We start from the raw sequence: 15,764 nt of genomic DNA on the forward strand, positions 1-15,764 counted from the left end.
GGGGTTGAGTTCCGGGTCCGTGGGTATTGTGACTTTATGAGTTTTAACGACAATGTGCAGCTGGATCCTTCGCAGGTCCAGGACCGGCGCGGCATGGGCCGCGGAGTGAAGGTAGGCGGCGGCATCGGCGGCGGGCTCATCCTGCTTATCGCCGCGCTCCTGGGTGTAAACCCACAGCTTCTGGAGGGCCTGGCAGGCGCCGGGCAGGAGCCCCAAAGCCAAGGGACCGCGCCAGCCTGCGAGACCGGGGCGGATGCGGACGCCCGCGTGGACTGCCGCATCACCGGCACCGTAAACAGCCTGAACGCGTTCTGGCCCGCCTACCTGCAGCAGTACGACGTGCAGTACCCGCGGCCCAGGACAGTGATCTTCGAGCAGGGCGTCAATACCGGCTGCGGCGCGGCTTCCAGCGCTGTTGGCCCGTTCTACTGCCCCGCCGACACCACCGCCTACTTCGATCCCGGCTTCTTCCAGGAACTCGTGAACCGTTTCGGTTCCTCGGGCGGTCCCCTGGCGCAGGAGTACGTGGTGGCGCACGAGTTCGGGCATCATATCCAGAACGTGCTGGGGAACCTTGACCAGGCACAGCAGGATCCGCACGGCCCCGAATCCGGAGCCGTGCGCGTTGAACTTCAGGCCGACTGCTACGCCGGGTTGTGGGCCAAACATGCATCAACCCAGCCCGGGCCTGCAGGCGAACCGTTCCTGGAGGCACTCACCCAGCAGGACCTGAACGACGCACTGTCCGCAGCCTCGGCCGTGGGCGATGACCGGATCCAGAAGGCAGCCACCGGACGGGTCTCCCCCGAAGCATGGACCCACGGCTCCAGTGAGCAGCGCCAGCGGTGGTTCTACAAGGGTTACAAGACCGGAGACATCAACCAGTGCGACACCTTCTCGGCGCCCAGCCTTTAAGCAGATCGACTGTTCCGTAAGTGCCCTTTTGGATTGTCGTAACGGCACTTACGGAGCAACCGACGGACGACGACGGCCGGTTACCTTCCCCGGAAGGTAACCGGCCGTCGTCGTACTGAAGAGTTTCCGCTGCAGCGGTGGGGATTTAGATGTTGAAGCCGAGGGCCCGCATCTGATCCTTGCCGTCGTCGGTGATCCGCTCCGGACCCCACGGCGGCATCCACACCCAGTTCAGCCGCCAGTCGTCAACGACGCCGTCAAGAGCCTGGCCAACCTGCTCCTCGAGGACATCCGTGAGCGGGCAGGCGGCGGTGGTCAGGGTCATGTCGATCAGCAGCGCGCCGTCGTCATCGGAGTACTTCAGGCCGTAGAGCAGGCCGAGGTCCACAATGTTGACGCCGAGCTCGGGGTCAATGACATCCTTCAGCGCCTCTTCGACGTCCTCAAGGCTCGTGCGGGACACGTTGATTTCGGTCATGGCGGGTTCCTTTACTAGGCCTGTGCGGCGGCGGGTGCAGCGGCAGTGCCGGCACCCTTGGCATAGCGGTCGTAGCCTTCTTCTTCCAGGCGGTCGGCCAGCTCGGGGCCGCCTTCCTCAACAACCTGGCCGTCCACGAACACGTGCACGAAGTCAGGCTTGATGTAGCGCAGGATCCGGGTGTAGTGCGTGATGAGCAGAGTACCCATGTTGCCGTCGGCGTGCGCGCGGTTGACGCCCTCGGAAACAACCTTCAGTGCGTCAACGTCCAGGCCGGAGTCGGTCTCGTCCAGGACGGCGAACCTGGGCTTGAAGAGTTCCAGCTGGAGGATTTCCACGCGCTTCTTTTCGCCGCCGGAGAAGCCTTCGTTGACGTTGCGCTGGGCGAAGTCGGCGTCGATGCGCAGCTGCTCCATGGCGGCCTTGACGTCCTTGGTCCAGGTGCGGAGCTTGGGAGCTTCGCCGTCGATGGCGGTCTTGGCGGTGCGCAGGAAGTTGGTCATGCTGACACCGGGGACCTCCACCGGGTACTGCATGGCCAGGAAGACGCCCGCACGGGCTCGCTCGTCGACGCTCATTTCCAGGACGTTTTCGCCGTCCAGGGTGATGGAGCCGCTGGTGACGTTGTAACGCGGGTGGCCTGCGATGGTGGAGGCCAGCGTGGACTTGCCGGAGCCGTTGGGGCCCATGATGGCGTGGGTTTCGCCGGTCCGGATGGTCAGGCTGACGCCCTTCAGGATTTCCTTGGTGCCCTGCTCCGTCTCAATGCTGACGTGCAGGTCCTTGATCTCAAGAGTAGACATGTGTCTTGTTCTCCTCTGCACCGTGCCTGGCGGCTGCGGTGCGGTTCTCTGTCTGGAAGTTGGTTCGTAATTCTGTGGTGCTAGCTGAAGTTGGGGGCTTCGGCGCCGTTGAGGATGCTGGTGAAATCCACATAGACGTCGTCTCCCCGGATCTCAACGGCGAACACCGGGACGGGATCGTAGGCTGGCAGCTGCAACGGTTCGCCGGTGCGCAGGTCGAACTGGGAGCCGTGGCCCCAGCATTCGATGGCGCAGCCCTCCACGTCGCCCTCGGACAGTGAAATGTCCGCGTGCGAGCAGGTGTCACCGATTGCGTGGATCTCCCCCATGGAGTCCTTAACGATCGCCACAGGGTAGTCGTCGATCAGGATCCGCAGCGCCTGCTTCAGCTGGATTTCATCCACCTTGCAGACAAGCTCGCCCTTTGGCTGGTCAGTCATCAGTAAACCGTGCCCCGTACCTTCTAGTTGTCCGTCAGCGCGAGTTCGCGCTCAACAGCGTCGGTCAGCCGCTCCTCGATGGAGGGAACCTTGATCTGCTGGATGATCTCGTTCAGGAAGCCGCGGACCACCAGGCGGCGGGCAACATCCTCCGGGATGCCGCGCGCCATCAGGTAGAACAGGTGCTCATCGTCCATCCGGCCGGTGGCGCTGGCGTGGCCGGCACCCTCGATCAGCCCGGTCTCGATTTCGAGGTTGGGCACGGAATCGGCACGGGCGCCGTCGGTCAGCAGCAGGTTGCGGTTGGCCTCGTAAGTGTCGGTGCCTTCTGCTTCCTTGCGGATCAGGACATCACCAACCCACACTGCGTGGGCATTGCGGCCCTGCAGCGCGCCCTTGTAGAGGACGTTGGACTTGCAGTTTGGCACCGCGTGGTCCACGAACAGGCGCTGTTCCAGGTGCTGGCCGGCGTCAGCGAAGTACAGGCCAAACAGCTCGGCCTCGCCGCCGGGGGCCGTGAAGCGGGCCGACGGCGTGACGCGGACCAGGTCGCCGCCGAGGCTCACCATGACGTGCTTGAGCTTGGCGTCGCGGCCGATCTTTGCCTGCTGGGAAGAGGCGTGCACGGCGTCGTCGTTCCATTCCTGGAGCGAGATAATGGTGAGGCTGGCGCCGTCCTCCACGATGATCTCGACGTTCTCGGAAACGACGGCGGAGCCCCTGTGGTTCAGGACAACAACTGCCTTGGAGAACTTCTCTGCCACGATCACGAGGTGCTGGGCGGCGGCGTCGAGGGACGTGCCTTCGATGTCGACGGAGATCTCCGTCAGAGCTTCGAATTCCGACGGGATGGTCACCACGGTGGCCCCGGCGAAGTTCTCCCAGGCGTTGGCGGACACGCGGTCCTCCGGGATACCGGCGGTACCGATGCGCTGGTCGTCCCGGGTGACGCTTTCCACGGTGACCTGCTCCGGTCCGTTGACAACAACGGTGGGAGCCGCGCCGGAGAGGACCTCTGAGTGCAGCCCCCGGAGGCGCTTGAGCGGGGTGAAGCGCCAGTCTTCCTCCATGCCGGTGAGCGGCTTGAAGTCGGCAAGCTTGTAGGAGGTCAGGCGGCCTGCGCGTGAGCTGTCCGGGATGCCTACGCCGCCGCCGTGGGAGTGGCTCTTGGCCGAGGCGCCGGCAAGAGGTGCCTTGGAGCCAGCGTTGATCGGCGAGAGGCTCTCGCCTTCTTCGGTGAAGCCGTCGATGAACGGCTGGGCTGAGGGCGCGCCGATGCGTGCCTTTTCAGTAGTGATTTCAGTCATCGTTATCCGACGGACCCTTCCATCTGCAGTTCAATCAGGCGGTTCAGCTCAAGTGCGTACTCCATGGGGAGCTCGCGGGCAATGGGCTCGATGAAGCCGCGGACGATCATCGCCATGGCTTCGTCTTCGCGCATGCCGCGGGACATCAGGTAGAAGAGCTGCTCTTCGCTGACCCGGGAAACAGTTGCCTCATGGCCCATCACAACGTCGTCCTCGCGGATGTCAATGTACGGGTAGGTGTCCGAGCGGCTGATGGTGTCAACCAGGAGCGCGTCACAGCGGACGGTGTTGGCGGAGTGCTTGGCGCCTTCGCGGACCTGGACCAGGCCGCGGTAGGCTGCGCGGCCGCCGCCACGGGCCACCGACTTGGAGATGATGGAGCTCTTGGTGTTCGGCGCGATGTGTACCATCTTGGAGCCGGTGTCCTGGTGCTGGCCCTCGCCGGCAAAGGCGATGGACAGGGTCTCGCCCTTGGCGTGCTCACCCACGAGGTAGACGGCCGGGTACTTCATGGTGACCTTGGAACCGATGTTGCCATCGACCCATTCCATGGTGGCGCCCTCTTCGCAGATGGCGCGCTTGGTCACCAGGTTGTACACGTTGTTGGACCAGTTCTGGATGGTGGTGTACCGGACGCGGGCGCCCTTTTTGACGATGATTTCCACCACGGCGGAGTGAAGCGAGTCCGAGGTGTAGATCGGAGCCGTGCAGCCTTCGATGTAGTGGACGTAGGAGTCCTCGTCGGCGATGATCAGGGTCCGCTCGAACTGGCCCATGTTTTCCGTGTTGATGCGGAAGTACGCCTGCAGCGGGATGTCCACGTGGACGCCCTTGGGGACGTACACGAAGGAGCCGCCGGACCACACGGAGGTGTTCAGCGAGGCGAATTTGTTGTCGCCCACCGGGATGACGGTACCGAAGTACTCCTGGAAGATCTCCGGGTGTTCCTTCAGTGCGGTATCGGTGTCCAGGAAGATGACGCCCTGCTTCTCAAGGTCTTCACGCAGCTGGTGGTAAACGACCTCGGACTCGTACTGGGCCGCGACACCGGAAACCAGGCGCTGCTTTTCGGCCTCGGGGATGCCCAGCTTGTCGTAAGTGTTCTTGATGTCCTCGGGCAGGTCTTCCCAGGTGGCAGCCTGCTTCTCCGTGGAGCGGACAAAGTACTTGATGTTGTCGAAGTCGATGCCGGACAGGTCCGCACCCCAGGTGGGCATGGGCTTCCGGTCGAAGTACTTCAGGCCCTTGAGGCGCAGGTCAAGCATCCACTGCGGCTCGCTCTTCTTGGCCGAAATGTCCCGGACAACCTCTTCGTTGAGCCCACGGCGTGCGTTGGCGCCGACATCGTTCTTGTCGGCCCAGCCGTACTCGTAGTTGCCGATGCCGTGCAGCTCGGGATTCTTTTCCAGAATCTCCGAGATCACAGTGTTTTCGGCTACCGCTTTCTCTGATAGTTGGTCCGTCATCACGGCCTTTCTTGCTGATGGTTGGTTACTTCATTCAGGCCGGCGGGGGCTGCCGGGGGCCTTGCGGGCCCCTGGGCAGACAGCCTGCCTGTGGGTATGTGGGTGGTGCAGACGTGGCCGCCGCGGGCCAGTGTGGAGAGGCGCCGGACGTCGACGCCCACCAGCCTTGAGAACACTTCGGTCTCCACGTCGCAAAACACGGGGAACCGGGCGGCGAGCTGCTGGATGGGGCAGTGGCCCTGGCACAGCTGCACGCTGGACAGGGCCGCAGGGAGCGGAGGTCTCGCCTCAATGGAAGCGGCGGAGGCCACAAAGTTGTCTCGGCTCAGCGCGTCTGCCAGGGCCTTGGCGCGGTCGGTGATGTCCGGGCCCGCCTTCTCGATTTCCGGCGCATACCGGCGTTCCATCTCCGAGAATCGTTCGACGGCGAATGCCCGCACCGCGTCCGGACCGGCGACTTTCTGCAACTCCTGGAGCGCCAGGGCGGCAATGCCCAGGTAGTCGTTTCCGAGGCTCGACTGGCCCTGGGAGCTGAGGACGTAGCGACGTGCGGGACGGCCCGCCCCGGCCCCGGACTTGGCCACGCGCTTGACTTCGATAACGCCTGCACGGGACAAATGGTCCAGGTGCCGCCGTACCGCCGCCGGAGTGAACCCCAGCAGGTCGCCAAGTTCAGCGGCACTGACGGGCCCATGTTCCAGGACGGCCGACAGGACGCGGTCCCGGGTACGCTCATCGGCGTCAGCCACCGGACCGGCGGCCGGGCGGCCGCGGTCATCGGGAGCCTGCGAGGCCCCGTGCCCTGCGAAGGGCACAGCAGTAGCGTTGGTCATGGAATACACAACACAATAGTGTCGTAATTTAGTCCCGCGATCCAGTAAGGACAGGCTGACCTGACTAGGCCCCGTCGACGAACATCCGGAAATACTACATCCCGTAGAATACTGGGGTGCGATCCCCCCAATCCCCGGTTCTGTCCATCAGCGGGCTAGTTAAGGATGTAGGCCCGCTTGCAAGCCTGGACGGAAAGATGCTCCGGGTAGTGAGCGGCGTTTCCCTCGTTGCCCAACGCGGACAGGTCACCGCCCTGCTGGGCGCCAACGGTGCGGGAAAAACAACCACGCTTGAATGTGCCCAGGGCCTTCAGAAGCGAAGCGGCGGCGACATCTCGCTGCTGGGCCGGGACCCCGCAACTGCGGGGGCGGAACTGCGCTCCCGCGTAGGTGTGATGCTTCAGGACGGCGGGCTGCCGCCGTCGTCCAGGCCTGTCCCCTTGCTGCGCCACGTCGCCGGACTTTATGCGCAGCCCTGGCCCGTGGATGACCTGATTGAGCGGCTGGGCATCGGAGCATTCAGCCGGACCACCGTCCGGCGGCTGTCCGGCGGGCAGAAGCAGCGTCTGGCCCTTGCCGCCGCTTTGATCGGCAGGCCGGAAGTCCTGTTCCTGGACGAGCCCAGCGCCGGCCTGGACCCGCAGTCCCGTCAACTGGTGTTCGACCTGATTTCTGAACTGCGCGACGCCGGGATGGGCATCATCCTCACCACGCACCTGATGGACGACGCCCAGCGGCTGGCGGACTATGTCTACATCATCGACGGCGGCCGGAACGTCGCCGAGGGAACCGTCCAGGAACTGCTCCAGCGCAGTCCGGTGGTGGAAACCGGAGCCGACCACATCCGGACGCTGGAGTTCGAGGCGGTTCCGGGATTGGATTTTGCCGGCGTCCTGCCGGACGGCATTGCTGTAGCCGAGACCCGCGCCGGCAGCTACTGCGTTACAGGCAGCCTGACGCCCGGCCACCTCGCGGCACTCGCGGGCTGGTGGGAAGCACATGGCATCATGCCGGCTTCGATGAGCCTGCAGGCGCGTAGCCTTGAAGACGTCTTTCTGGATATCTCGGGAAAGGACATCCGATGAACGGGACAGCGTCCGGCGCGGCCGGGGCCACCCAGGACAACGCCCCAGTCACAGCTTTGGGTGGGGTTTCGGGCACGCAACAGCCTGCCTCCCTGCTGCGCCGCGTGCTGCTGCAGGGCAAGTACGAGGCCTTGGCCATGCTCCGGAACGGTGAGCAGCTGATTCTGGCAGTGGTGCTGCCGCTTCTGGCGCTTGTTGGCCTGACCGTGACGCCGTTCCTGGATGGGCTGGGCGGCAGCCGCATCGACGTCGCCGTACCGGGAATCCTGGCCTTGTGCGCCATGTCCACCGCGTTCACCGGCCAGGGCATCGCCACCGGCTTCGACCGGCGGTATGGCGTGCTCCGCTTCCTTTCCACCACTCCCCTGGGCCGGGGCGGACTGATCGCCGGCAAAGCACTGTCAGTCCTGGCCGTACTCTGCCTGCAGGTAGCCGTCGTCAGCGCAGTGGCCTTGTCCTTGGGATGGCGACCACAGGCAGCCGCCTGGGTTCCCGGCCTGTTCCTCCTGGCACTGGGCGCCGCCGCCTTTACCGCCCTGGGCCTGCTGGTGGCCGGCACCGTCCGGCCCGAAGCCACCCTTGCCATCACCAACCTGCTCTGGATCCTGCTGGGCGCCCTGGGTGGAATTGTCCTCCCGGCGGAGCGGCTCCCGGCCGGCGCCCAATCGATGGTGCAGTTCCTGCCCTCCGGCGCTCTGGGTGAATCCCTGCGCGAGGCTTTCCTTGCCGGCACGCTGAATGGCGGCGCCGCCCTCATCCTGCTGCTTTGGACCGTCATTGCCGGGGCAGCAGCCATCCGTTGGTTCAAGTGGAATTGAGATATCCGTGAGCACGGCTGCACGCCTCCCCCAGTTTGTTAACCGGCTGTCCTCCCGGCTGCCCCGCACCGTGGACGTCCGGGTTCGCCGCCTCGCGGTTGCCTCCCTGATCGGCCAGACCCTCCTGGTCGTCACCGGCGGTGCGGTGCGGCTGACCGCATCAGGCCTGGGCTGCCCCACTTGGCCGCGCTGCACGGACACCTCGCTGGTAAACACCCCGGAAATGGGCATCCATGGTTTTATCGAGTTCGGCAACCGTCTCCTCACTTTCGCTCTTGCCGCCGTCGCAGCCCTGATGCTGGTCTACCTGTGGAACCTCCGCAAGGAGCGCAGGGACCTTTTCCTGCTGGCACTGGGTCTTCTGGCCAGCATCCCGGCGCAGGCGGTGATCGGCGGCATTACCGTCCTGACCAACCTCAACCCCTGGGTGGTTGGCCTTCACTTCCTGGTATCCATGGCCCTGGTGGTGTTTGCCACGCTGCTGGTGAACCGTGCCTTCGGCCGGACTGGCCGGTTCCGCACAGTGGCCCATCCTGCCTTGCCGGGCGTTATGCGTCCGGTGACGGCCGCCGTCGCGCTCTTCTCCGCCCTTGCCGTGATGCTGGGCGTGGTGGTGACCGGGGCCGGACCCCATGCAGGCGACGCCGACGCCCCCCGCAACGGCTTGGACTGGGACCTGTTCTCCCACATCCACGCCGTTCCGGCCTACTTGGTGACGGCCGGCACGGTGGTGGCACTCGTGCTGGTGTTCCTTCGCCGTATCAAGGGGTCCTTCCGCGGCGCCATCCTGGGACTGCTCGGCGTGACGCTCCTTCAGGCCGTCATCGGCTTCACCCAGTACTACAACGGCATTCCGGCACTGCTGGTCGCGGCCCATATGCTCGGGGCAGCGCTGCTGATGGTGGCGGCAACCAACGCGTGGGACATCGCCCGGTCCAGCCCGGTGGAATAGTCCACCGCTGTATTCCCAAACGTCAAGCGCCCCGGTTCCTTACGGACCGGGGCGCTTTCCTTTCCGGCCCTCTCTCGGATCCTGCCGGCGACACAAGTAACGCTCTCCCACGTCAATCATTCCCCGCACGCTCTCTCACATCCTGCAAGCGATACTAGAAACCCTCCCCCACCAGCAGGTGAGAGAGGGGTTGCGCATTTAGTGCGGTTAGTGGGAGAGCGTCCTGGAAAAACTTGCAGGACGTGAGAGAGCGTCGCAAGGGGGCCAGGAGGTTTACGGGCGGGGCTAGCTGGCCATAACCGCCGGCCCGATGAAGGGATCAACCGCGAGGGCAATAAAGAGCAGGGTGAGGTAGCTGATGGAGCCGTGGAAAACCTTCATGGCCCGCTTGTCCGAAATGTCCTCGCGCTGTGCCCGGTTGTAGAGGGAGTGTGATTCGTACAGGAACCAGGCCCCGGCCAGCACGGCGGTCACTGTGTAAACCCAGCCCGCTCCACCGGCTGGAACCATCAGCAGGGAGCAGACAACCATGGCCCACGCGTACAGGACCACCTGAACGGAAACCACCTTGGCGCCGGCGATGGCTCCGAGCATAGGGACGTTGGCGTTGCGGTAGTCCTCGCCGTAGCGCATGGACAGCGGCCAGTAGTGCGGCGGGGTCCAGAGGAAGATCACCATAAACAGAATGACTGCGGGCCACTCCACCGAATCGGTGACAGCCGCCCAGGCGATCAGCACAGGGAAGCAGCCTGCTGCGCCGCCCCAGACGATATTCTGCGCCGTCCTGCGCTTGAGGACGATCGTGTAGATCACCACGTAGAAGAAGATGGCGCCCAAGCCGAGCCAGGCGGACAGCGGATTGGCGCCGAACCAGAGGATCGCGATGGCTGCCGCGCCCAAAAGCCAGGAGAAGATCAGAGCTTCACGCGGCGTGACTTCACCGGTAACCAGCGGGCGATTTTCGGTGCGGTGCATCAGCTTGTCGATGTCGCGGTCGATATAGCAGTTGAAGGCACCGGCGCTGCCCGCGGCGAAGGCGCCGCCCACGAGCGTTGCCAGGATCAGCCCGATGGAGGGGAACCCGCGCTCCGCGTAAATCATCGTAGGCAGCGTGCTCACCAGCAGCAGCTCAATGACGCGGGGCTTGGTGAGGGCGAGATACGCCTTGGCCTTACGGGCAATCCCGGCTTTTGAAGCCCGGGATGCGTTCAGCGGCGTATCTGTAGTGCTCACGGTGGCAGTCACCCGTTCTGTTGGCAGTTCTGTCTGGCTGTCCAGCTGTGTCATGTGGCCCGCCCGTCCGGGCGCCGGCGGAACCGGAATTGTTGATCCGCGCCTTGGCCGGGAGTTTCGGGAAGCTGAGAAAGGTCCGCCACCCGGCGTGGCCTCTGAATATCATACCGTGCCGCCCCCCTCCCAGCGGCCCGCCATTTGGTGCTGTTGATCGCTCGCGCATCGATTCGAGCAGATTAACTCAGCCTCACTTCAGACAGATTCACATAAGCCGAAATTGCGTCCACAACGTGAGATTTCCGCCGCCCGAGGGATGGAATAGAGCTAAGCTGTCACCAGATCAGCACGCAGCACGGAAGCAGTGGAAAACGCGTTCCCGAACTGGCCGGTGGCTGAGTGGAAAGATCAACGTTTCGATGGTGAACGGCTGGTACACACCGCAGCGGGCGCCCAACAACGTGCCTTACCGCGGATCCCGTGTGCCGCCTGCCATCAGCACAGAGAGGGGCCCGGTTTTCGTGCCACATTTGGAAGAGCAAGAACTGTCTTGGACCAGCCTGGACCAGCGTGCGGTGGATACCATCCGCGTGCTCGCTGCAGATGCAGTGGAGAAGGTGGGCAACGGCCACCCCGGAACGGCGATGAGCCTGGCGCCCGCCGCGTACCTTCTGTTTCAGAAGATGATGCGCCACGATCCGCGCAATCCTGACTGGCTGGGCCGCGACCGCTTTGTCCTGTCCCCGGGCCACACCTCGCTCACCCTTTACATCCAGCTGTTCCTCTCCGGTTACGGCCTGGAGCTGAAGGACCTGGAGGCGCTGCGCACGTGGGGTTCACTTACCCCGGGCCACCCCGAGTACAAGCACACCGCCGGCGTGGAAATCACCACCGGTCCGCTGGGCCAGGGCCTGGCGTCCTCGGTTGGCTTCGCCTACTCGCAGCGCCGGATGCGCGGCCTGTTCGACGCCGATGCTCCGGCCGGCGAGAGCCCGTTTGACCACACCATCTGGGTGATTGCGTCCGACGGCGACCTCCAGGAAGGTGTCACGGCTGAGGCTTCCTCGCTGGCCGGGCACCAGGAACTGGGCAACCTCGTTGTTGTCTACGATGAGAACCACATTTCCATCGAGGACGACACCGACATCGCCTTCACCGAGGATGTCCTGAAGCGCTACGAAGCCTACGGCTGGCACGTCCAGCGGGTGGACTGGACCAAGACCGGCGAATACAAGGAAGACGTCCAGGAGCTCTACTCCGCGCTCGTCGCCGCCAAGGCCGAGACGTCCAAGCCCTCCATCGTCTCGCTGCGCACCATCATCGGCTACCCGGCGCCGAAGAAACAGAACACCGGCAAGATCCACGGTTCAGCTCTCGGTGCCGAGGAAGTCGCAGCCCTGAAGGAAGTCCTGGGCTTTGATCCGGCCAAGTCCTTCGACGTGGACCAGGACGTCCTCGCCCACGCCCGCGCCGTGGTGGACCGTGGTGCTGCCGCCCGCAAGGAATGGGAAGAGTCCTTCAACGCCTGGCAGGCCGCCAACCCCGAAGGCGCGGCACTGCTGCAGCGCATCGAGGCCAAGGAACTGCCGAACGACGTTGACGCAGCCCTCCCGGTCTTCCCCGCCGGCAAGGATGTCTCCACCCGTGCAGCCTCCGGTAAGGTCCTGAATGCCCTCGGTCCGGTCCTGCCCGAACTGTGGGGCGGTTCCGCCGACCTTGCGGAATCGAACAACACCACCATCGAGGGCTCGCCGTCGTTCGTGCCTGCCTCGAAGCAGACTGACGCGTGGAAGGGCAACCCCTACGGCCGTGTCCTGCACTTCGGTATCCGCGAGCACGCCGCCGCGGCGATCGTGAACGGCATCAGCCTGCATGGCCGCACCCGTGCGTTTTCCGGCACGTTCCTGATCTTCAGCGACTACCAGCGCCCCGCCATCCGCCTGGGCGCGCTCATGGGTGTCCCGTCCCTGTACGTGTGGACGCATGACTCCATCGGCCTGGGTGAGGACGGACCTACCCACCAGCCGGTTGAACAGCTCGCCACCCTGCGCGCCATCGTGGACCTGGACGTTGTCCGCCCCGGTGACGCCAACGAAGTTGCCGTTGCCTGGAAAACCATGCTGGAGAACCACAGCAACCCCGCCGGCATCGTGCTGACCCGTCAGAACATCCCCACCTGGGAACGCGGCGAAGGTGAGGCCGACGGCGACACGTTCGGTTCCGTTACCGGCGTCGCCAGGGGCGGCTACGTGCTGGCCGAAGCGTCCAAGGACGGCGCCACCGTCCCGGCCGACGTCATCCTCATCGGCACCGGCTCCGAGGTCCAGCTGGCTGTCCAGGCCCGCGAAGCCCTGCAGGCCGAAGGCATCGCCGCGCGTGTTGTCTCGATGCCCTGCGTCGAATGGTTCAACAAGCAGGACGCCGCCTACCGCGGGTCCGTGCTGCCTGCTGCTGTCAGGGCCCGCGTTTCCGTCGAAGCAGGACTGTCCCTGGGTTGGAAGGAATTCGTCGGCGATGCCGGCCGTTCCATCAGCCTTGAGCACTACGGCGCCTCCGCGGACTACAAGCGCCTCTTCCAGGAGTTCGGCATCACCGCAGAAGCAGTTGCTGCGGCCGCCAAGGACTCCCTCGCTGGCCTCCAGGCCTGAAACCCGATTTCCTAGGAGATATAAAACAATGACTACTCCCACCCAGCAGCTCTCCGACGCCGGAGTTTCCATCTGGCTCGACGACCTTTCCCGCGGACGCCTGGACACCGGCACCCTGGCCAAGCTCATCGAAGAGAAGAACGTGGTTGGTGTGACCACCAACCCGTCCATCTTCCACGCCGCCATCACAACCAGCGCCGACTACGACGGCACGATCGCAAAGCAGGCAGCAGCCGGCGCCAGCGTCGAGGACACCATCTTCGAGATCACCACCACTGACGTCGCCGACGCCTGCGACCTGTTCGCACCCGTCGCAGCAGCCACCAAGGGCGTGGATGGCCGCGTGTCCATCGAGGTTGACCCGCGCCTGGCCTGGGACACCGCAGGCACCATCGCCGAAGCCAAGCACCTGTACAAGAGGGTCAACAAGGACAACGTCCTCATCAAGATCCCGGCCACGCTCGAGGGCCTTGAGGCCATCACCGCCACCCTGGCCGAGGGCATCAGCGTTAACGTGACCCTGATCTTCTCCCTCGAGCGCTACCGCGCCGTCATCAACGCCTTCCAGGCCGGCCTGGAGCAGGCCAAGGAAAACGGCCACGACCTCTCGAAGATCCACTCCGTGGCCTCTTTCTTCGTCTCCCGCGTGGACGCCGAAATCGACAAGCGCCTCGATGCCCTGGGCACCGACGAGGCTAAGGCACTCAAGGGCAAGGCCGGCCTGGCCAACGCCCGCCTGGCCTACCAGGTCTACGAGGAGCTCTTCACCACCGAACGCTGGGCCCTGCTCGCCGAAGCCGGCGCACTCCCCCAGCGTCCCCTGTGGGCTTCCACCGGCGTGAAGGATCCGGCCTACCCGGACACCCTGTACGTCACGGAACTTGTCGCCCCCGGCGTTGTAAACACCATGCCCGAAAAGACGCTGGACGCCACCTTCGACCACGGCGTGGTCACCGGCGACACCGTCACCGGCACCTACGCCGAAGCCAACAACACCCTGGACGCGCTCGAAAAGCTCGGCATCTCCTACAACGACGTCGTGGCAATCCTTGAATCCGAAGGCCTGGACAAGTTCGTGGCCAGCTGGAAGGAACTGCTCGGCGACGTCGAGGGCGCCCTCGCCTCTGCACGGAAGGCTTCCTAACCAACAATGAGCACACTCAGCTACGAAGCCACAGGTGCCGCGCAGCAGGCCCTGGAACAGCACCTTCCCGCCCTGGTGGAGGACCGCATCGCCACACGGATCTTCGCGAAGGACCACACCCTGTGGGGTCCCGACGCCGAAGCAGAGTCCGCCATCCGGCTCGGCTGGGTTGAGGCGGCTACCGTCTCCCAGCCGCTGGTGAACGAGATCCTGGAACTCCGCGATGCCCTCCGCGCCGAAGGCGTTACCCGCATTGTGCTCTGCGGCATGGGCGGGTCCTCGCTGGCCCCGGAGGTCATTGCCGGCACCTCCGGCGTCGAGCTGACTGTGCTGGACAGCACGGACCCGGACCAGGTCCGTGCTGCCCTGGCGGACCGGCTGGCGGAGACGGCCATTGTGGTCTCCTCCAAGTCCGGTTCCACCGTTGAAACGGATTCCCAGCGGAGGGTCTTCGAAAAGGCGTTCAATGACGCCGGCGTTAACGCCGCGAGCCGCATCATCATCGTCACCGATCCCGGCTCCCCGCTGGACAAGGCCTCCCGTGAAGCCGGCTACCGTGCCGTCTTCAACGCTGACCCCAACGTCGGCGGCCGTTTCTCCGCCCTTACCGCGTTCGGCCTGGTGCCCTCGGGCCTGGCCGGCGTGGACATCCAGGCGTTCCTGGACGAGGCCGAGGAAGCAGCCGAGATCCTCAACGAGGACGCACCCGAAAACATCGGTTTGGCTCTCGGAACCGCGCTGGGCGGCACCAGCCCGCTGCGCAACAAGATTGTCATCGCCGAGGACGGTTCCGGCATCGTAGGCTTCGCCGACTGGGCCGAGCAGCTCATCGCCGAGTCCACGGGCAAGCTGGGCACCGGCGTCCTGCCGGTGGTGGCCGGTCCCGCCTCACCTGAGGTGGCATCCGACGCGGACGATGTACTGGTGGTCCGGCTGGTAGCCGCGGACACCGACGTCGAACTCGGGGAAAACGAAGTTGCCATCGCCGGCGGCCTGGCCACCCAGATGATGGTTTGGGAGTTCGCCACTGCTGTTGCCGGGCGCCTGCTGGGGATCAACCCGTTCGACCAGCCCGATGTCGAGGCAGCCAAGGTGGCCGCCCGCGGCCTGCTGGACGCCCAGCCGGAGCCGACGCCTGCAGCATTTGTTGACGGCGCCATCGAGGTCCGCGGCGGCGACTGGCTCGGCGGCGCTTCCACGGCCGAAGAGGCAGTGCGTGCCCTGCTGGAAACCCTCCGGCCGGACAGCTACCTCAGCGTCCAGGTATACTTCGACCGGCTCGCGTTCGCGCAGCTCGAGGGCATCCGTGACGAACTGGCAGCCGTCTCCGGCCGTCCCGTCACGTTTGGCTGGGGTCCGCGATTCCTGCACTCCACCGGGCAGTTCCACAAGGGCGGCCCCGCCATCGGCGTGTTCATCCAGGTAACCGCTGATTCAGCCGAAGATCTTGCCATCCCGGACCGTCCCTTCACGTTCGGGGAGCTGATCTCCGCGCAGGCCGCAGGTGACGCCCAGGTCCTGAGCGAGCACGGCCGTCCCGTGCTTCGCCTGCACCTGACCGACCGGGCAGCCGGTGTGGCACAGTTGCAGGACATCATTGCTGCGCTGTCCGCCAGGTCAGCCTCCGTCACCGAAAGCTAAGGCA

The 15,764-nt window shown here is 64.9% G+C and carries 14 protein-coding genes; 7 read left to right on the plus strand and 7 right to left on the minus strand.

What is annotated here, in order from left to right:
- Positions 1-36: 36 nt before the first annotated feature.
- Positions 37-915: a KPN_02809 family neutral zinc metallopeptidase gene (ypfJ, locus tag CXQ88_RS18060; protein WP_104045507.1), complete on the plus strand. Its 879-nt coding sequence runs from the start codon at positions 37-39 to the stop codon at positions 913-915.
- A gap of 145 nt (positions 916-1,060) precedes the next feature.
- Here ypfJ and CXQ88_RS18065 read toward each other — a convergent pair whose 3' ends face one another.
- The 6 genes from CXQ88_RS18065 to CXQ88_RS18090 form a co-directional block, all read right to left on the minus strand.
- The gene (locus CXQ88_RS18065) at positions 1,061-1,393 is read right to left on the minus strand and encodes a metal-sulfur cluster assembly factor (RefSeq protein WP_104045508.1); all 333 of its coding nucleotides are present in this window, start codon (positions 1,391-1,393) and stop codon (positions 1,061-1,063) included.
- A 14-nt stretch (positions 1,394-1,407) separates the two neighbouring features.
- A complete protein-coding gene (gene sufC, locus CXQ88_RS18070; protein WP_104045509.1) occupies positions 1,408-2,196 on the minus strand; it encodes a Fe-S cluster assembly ATPase SufC in 789 nt (262 codons plus the stop codon).
- An 80-nt stretch (positions 2,197-2,276) separates the two neighbouring features.
- Complete coding sequence (locus CXQ88_RS18075; RefSeq protein WP_104045510.1) at positions 2,277-2,636, minus strand: non-heme iron oxygenase ferredoxin subunit; 360 nt, start codon at positions 2,634-2,636, stop codon at positions 2,277-2,279.
- 23 nt (positions 2,637-2,659) lie between these two features.
- Positions 2,660-3,943 (minus strand): Fe-S cluster assembly protein SufD, encoded by a 1,284-nt coding sequence (gene sufD, locus CXQ88_RS18080; protein WP_104045511.1) that lies wholly within the window; start codon positions 3,941-3,943, stop codon positions 2,660-2,662.
- Positions 3,944-3,945: 2 nt separating this feature from the next.
- On the minus strand, positions 3,946-5,409 hold the full coding sequence (gene sufB / locus CXQ88_RS18085; protein ID WP_104045512.1) for a Fe-S cluster assembly protein SufB: 1,464 nt from the start codon (positions 5,407-5,409) through the stop codon (positions 3,946-3,948).
- A complete protein-coding gene (locus tag CXQ88_RS18090; RefSeq protein ID WP_258061988.1) occupies positions 5,409-6,251 on the minus strand; it encodes a helix-turn-helix transcriptional regulator in 843 nt (280 codons plus the stop codon). The genes sufB and CXQ88_RS18090 overlap by 1 nt, the downstream gene beginning before the upstream one ends.
- 107 nt (positions 6,252-6,358) lie before the next feature.
- On the opposite strand from CXQ88_RS18090, the gene CXQ88_RS18095 reads away from it, so the two are divergent.
- The 3 genes from CXQ88_RS18095 to CXQ88_RS18105 are packed head-to-tail and all read left to right on the plus strand — an operon-like array spanning position 6,359 to position 9,097.
- Positions 6,359-7,327 carry an ABC transporter ATP-binding protein gene (locus CXQ88_RS18095; RefSeq protein ID WP_104045513.1) on the plus strand — a complete coding sequence of 323 codons (969 nt, stop codon included), beginning with the start codon at positions 6,359-6,361 and terminating at the stop codon, positions 7,325-7,327.
- Positions 7,324-8,145 (plus strand): ABC transporter permease, encoded by an 822-nt coding sequence (locus tag CXQ88_RS18100; RefSeq protein ID WP_258061989.1) that lies wholly within the window; start codon positions 7,324-7,326, stop codon positions 8,143-8,145. Before CXQ88_RS18095 ends, CXQ88_RS18100 begins: the two co-directional genes overlap by 4 nt.
- Positions 8,146-8,152: 7 nt before the next feature.
- Positions 8,153-9,097, plus strand: a complete 945-nt coding sequence (locus CXQ88_RS18105) for a COX15/CtaA family protein (RefSeq protein WP_104045514.1) — start codon at positions 8,153-8,155, stop codon at positions 9,095-9,097.
- A gap of 285 nt (positions 9,098-9,382) precedes the next feature.
- On the opposite strand, the gene CXQ88_RS18110 is transcribed toward CXQ88_RS18105, so the two are convergent.
- The gene (locus tag CXQ88_RS18110) at positions 9,383-10,342 is read right to left on the minus strand and encodes a heme o synthase (RefSeq protein WP_104045551.1); all 960 of its coding nucleotides are present in this window, start codon (positions 10,340-10,342) and stop codon (positions 9,383-9,385) included.
- A 515-nt stretch (positions 10,343-10,857) separates the two neighbouring features.
- On the opposite strand from CXQ88_RS18110, the gene tkt reads away from it, so the two are divergent.
- Genes tkt through CXQ88_RS18125 form a run of 3 tightly spaced genes read left to right on the plus strand, consistent with a single transcriptional unit; the run spans position 10,858 to position 15,760 of the window.
- Positions 10,858-12,975, plus strand: coding sequence for a transketolase (tkt, locus tag CXQ88_RS18115; protein ID WP_104045552.1), 2,118 nt, complete (start codon positions 10,858-10,860; stop codon positions 12,973-12,975).
- 28 nt (positions 12,976-13,003) lie between these two features.
- Positions 13,004-14,119: a transaldolase gene (gene tal, locus CXQ88_RS18120; protein WP_104045515.1), complete on the plus strand. Its 1,116-nt coding sequence runs from the start codon at positions 13,004-13,006 to the stop codon at positions 14,117-14,119.
- Between the two features lie 6 nt (positions 14,120-14,125).
- Entirely contained in the window at positions 14,126-15,760 is a 1,635-nt protein-coding gene (locus tag CXQ88_RS18125; RefSeq protein WP_104045516.1) for a glucose-6-phosphate isomerase, read from the plus strand.
- Positions 15,761-15,764: the final 4 nt, after the last annotated feature.

Source organism: Arthrobacter sp. ZGTC412 (genome assembly GCF_002929215.1).
GTDB lineage: Bacteria > Actinomycetota > Actinomycetes > Actinomycetales > Micrococcaceae > Arthrobacter.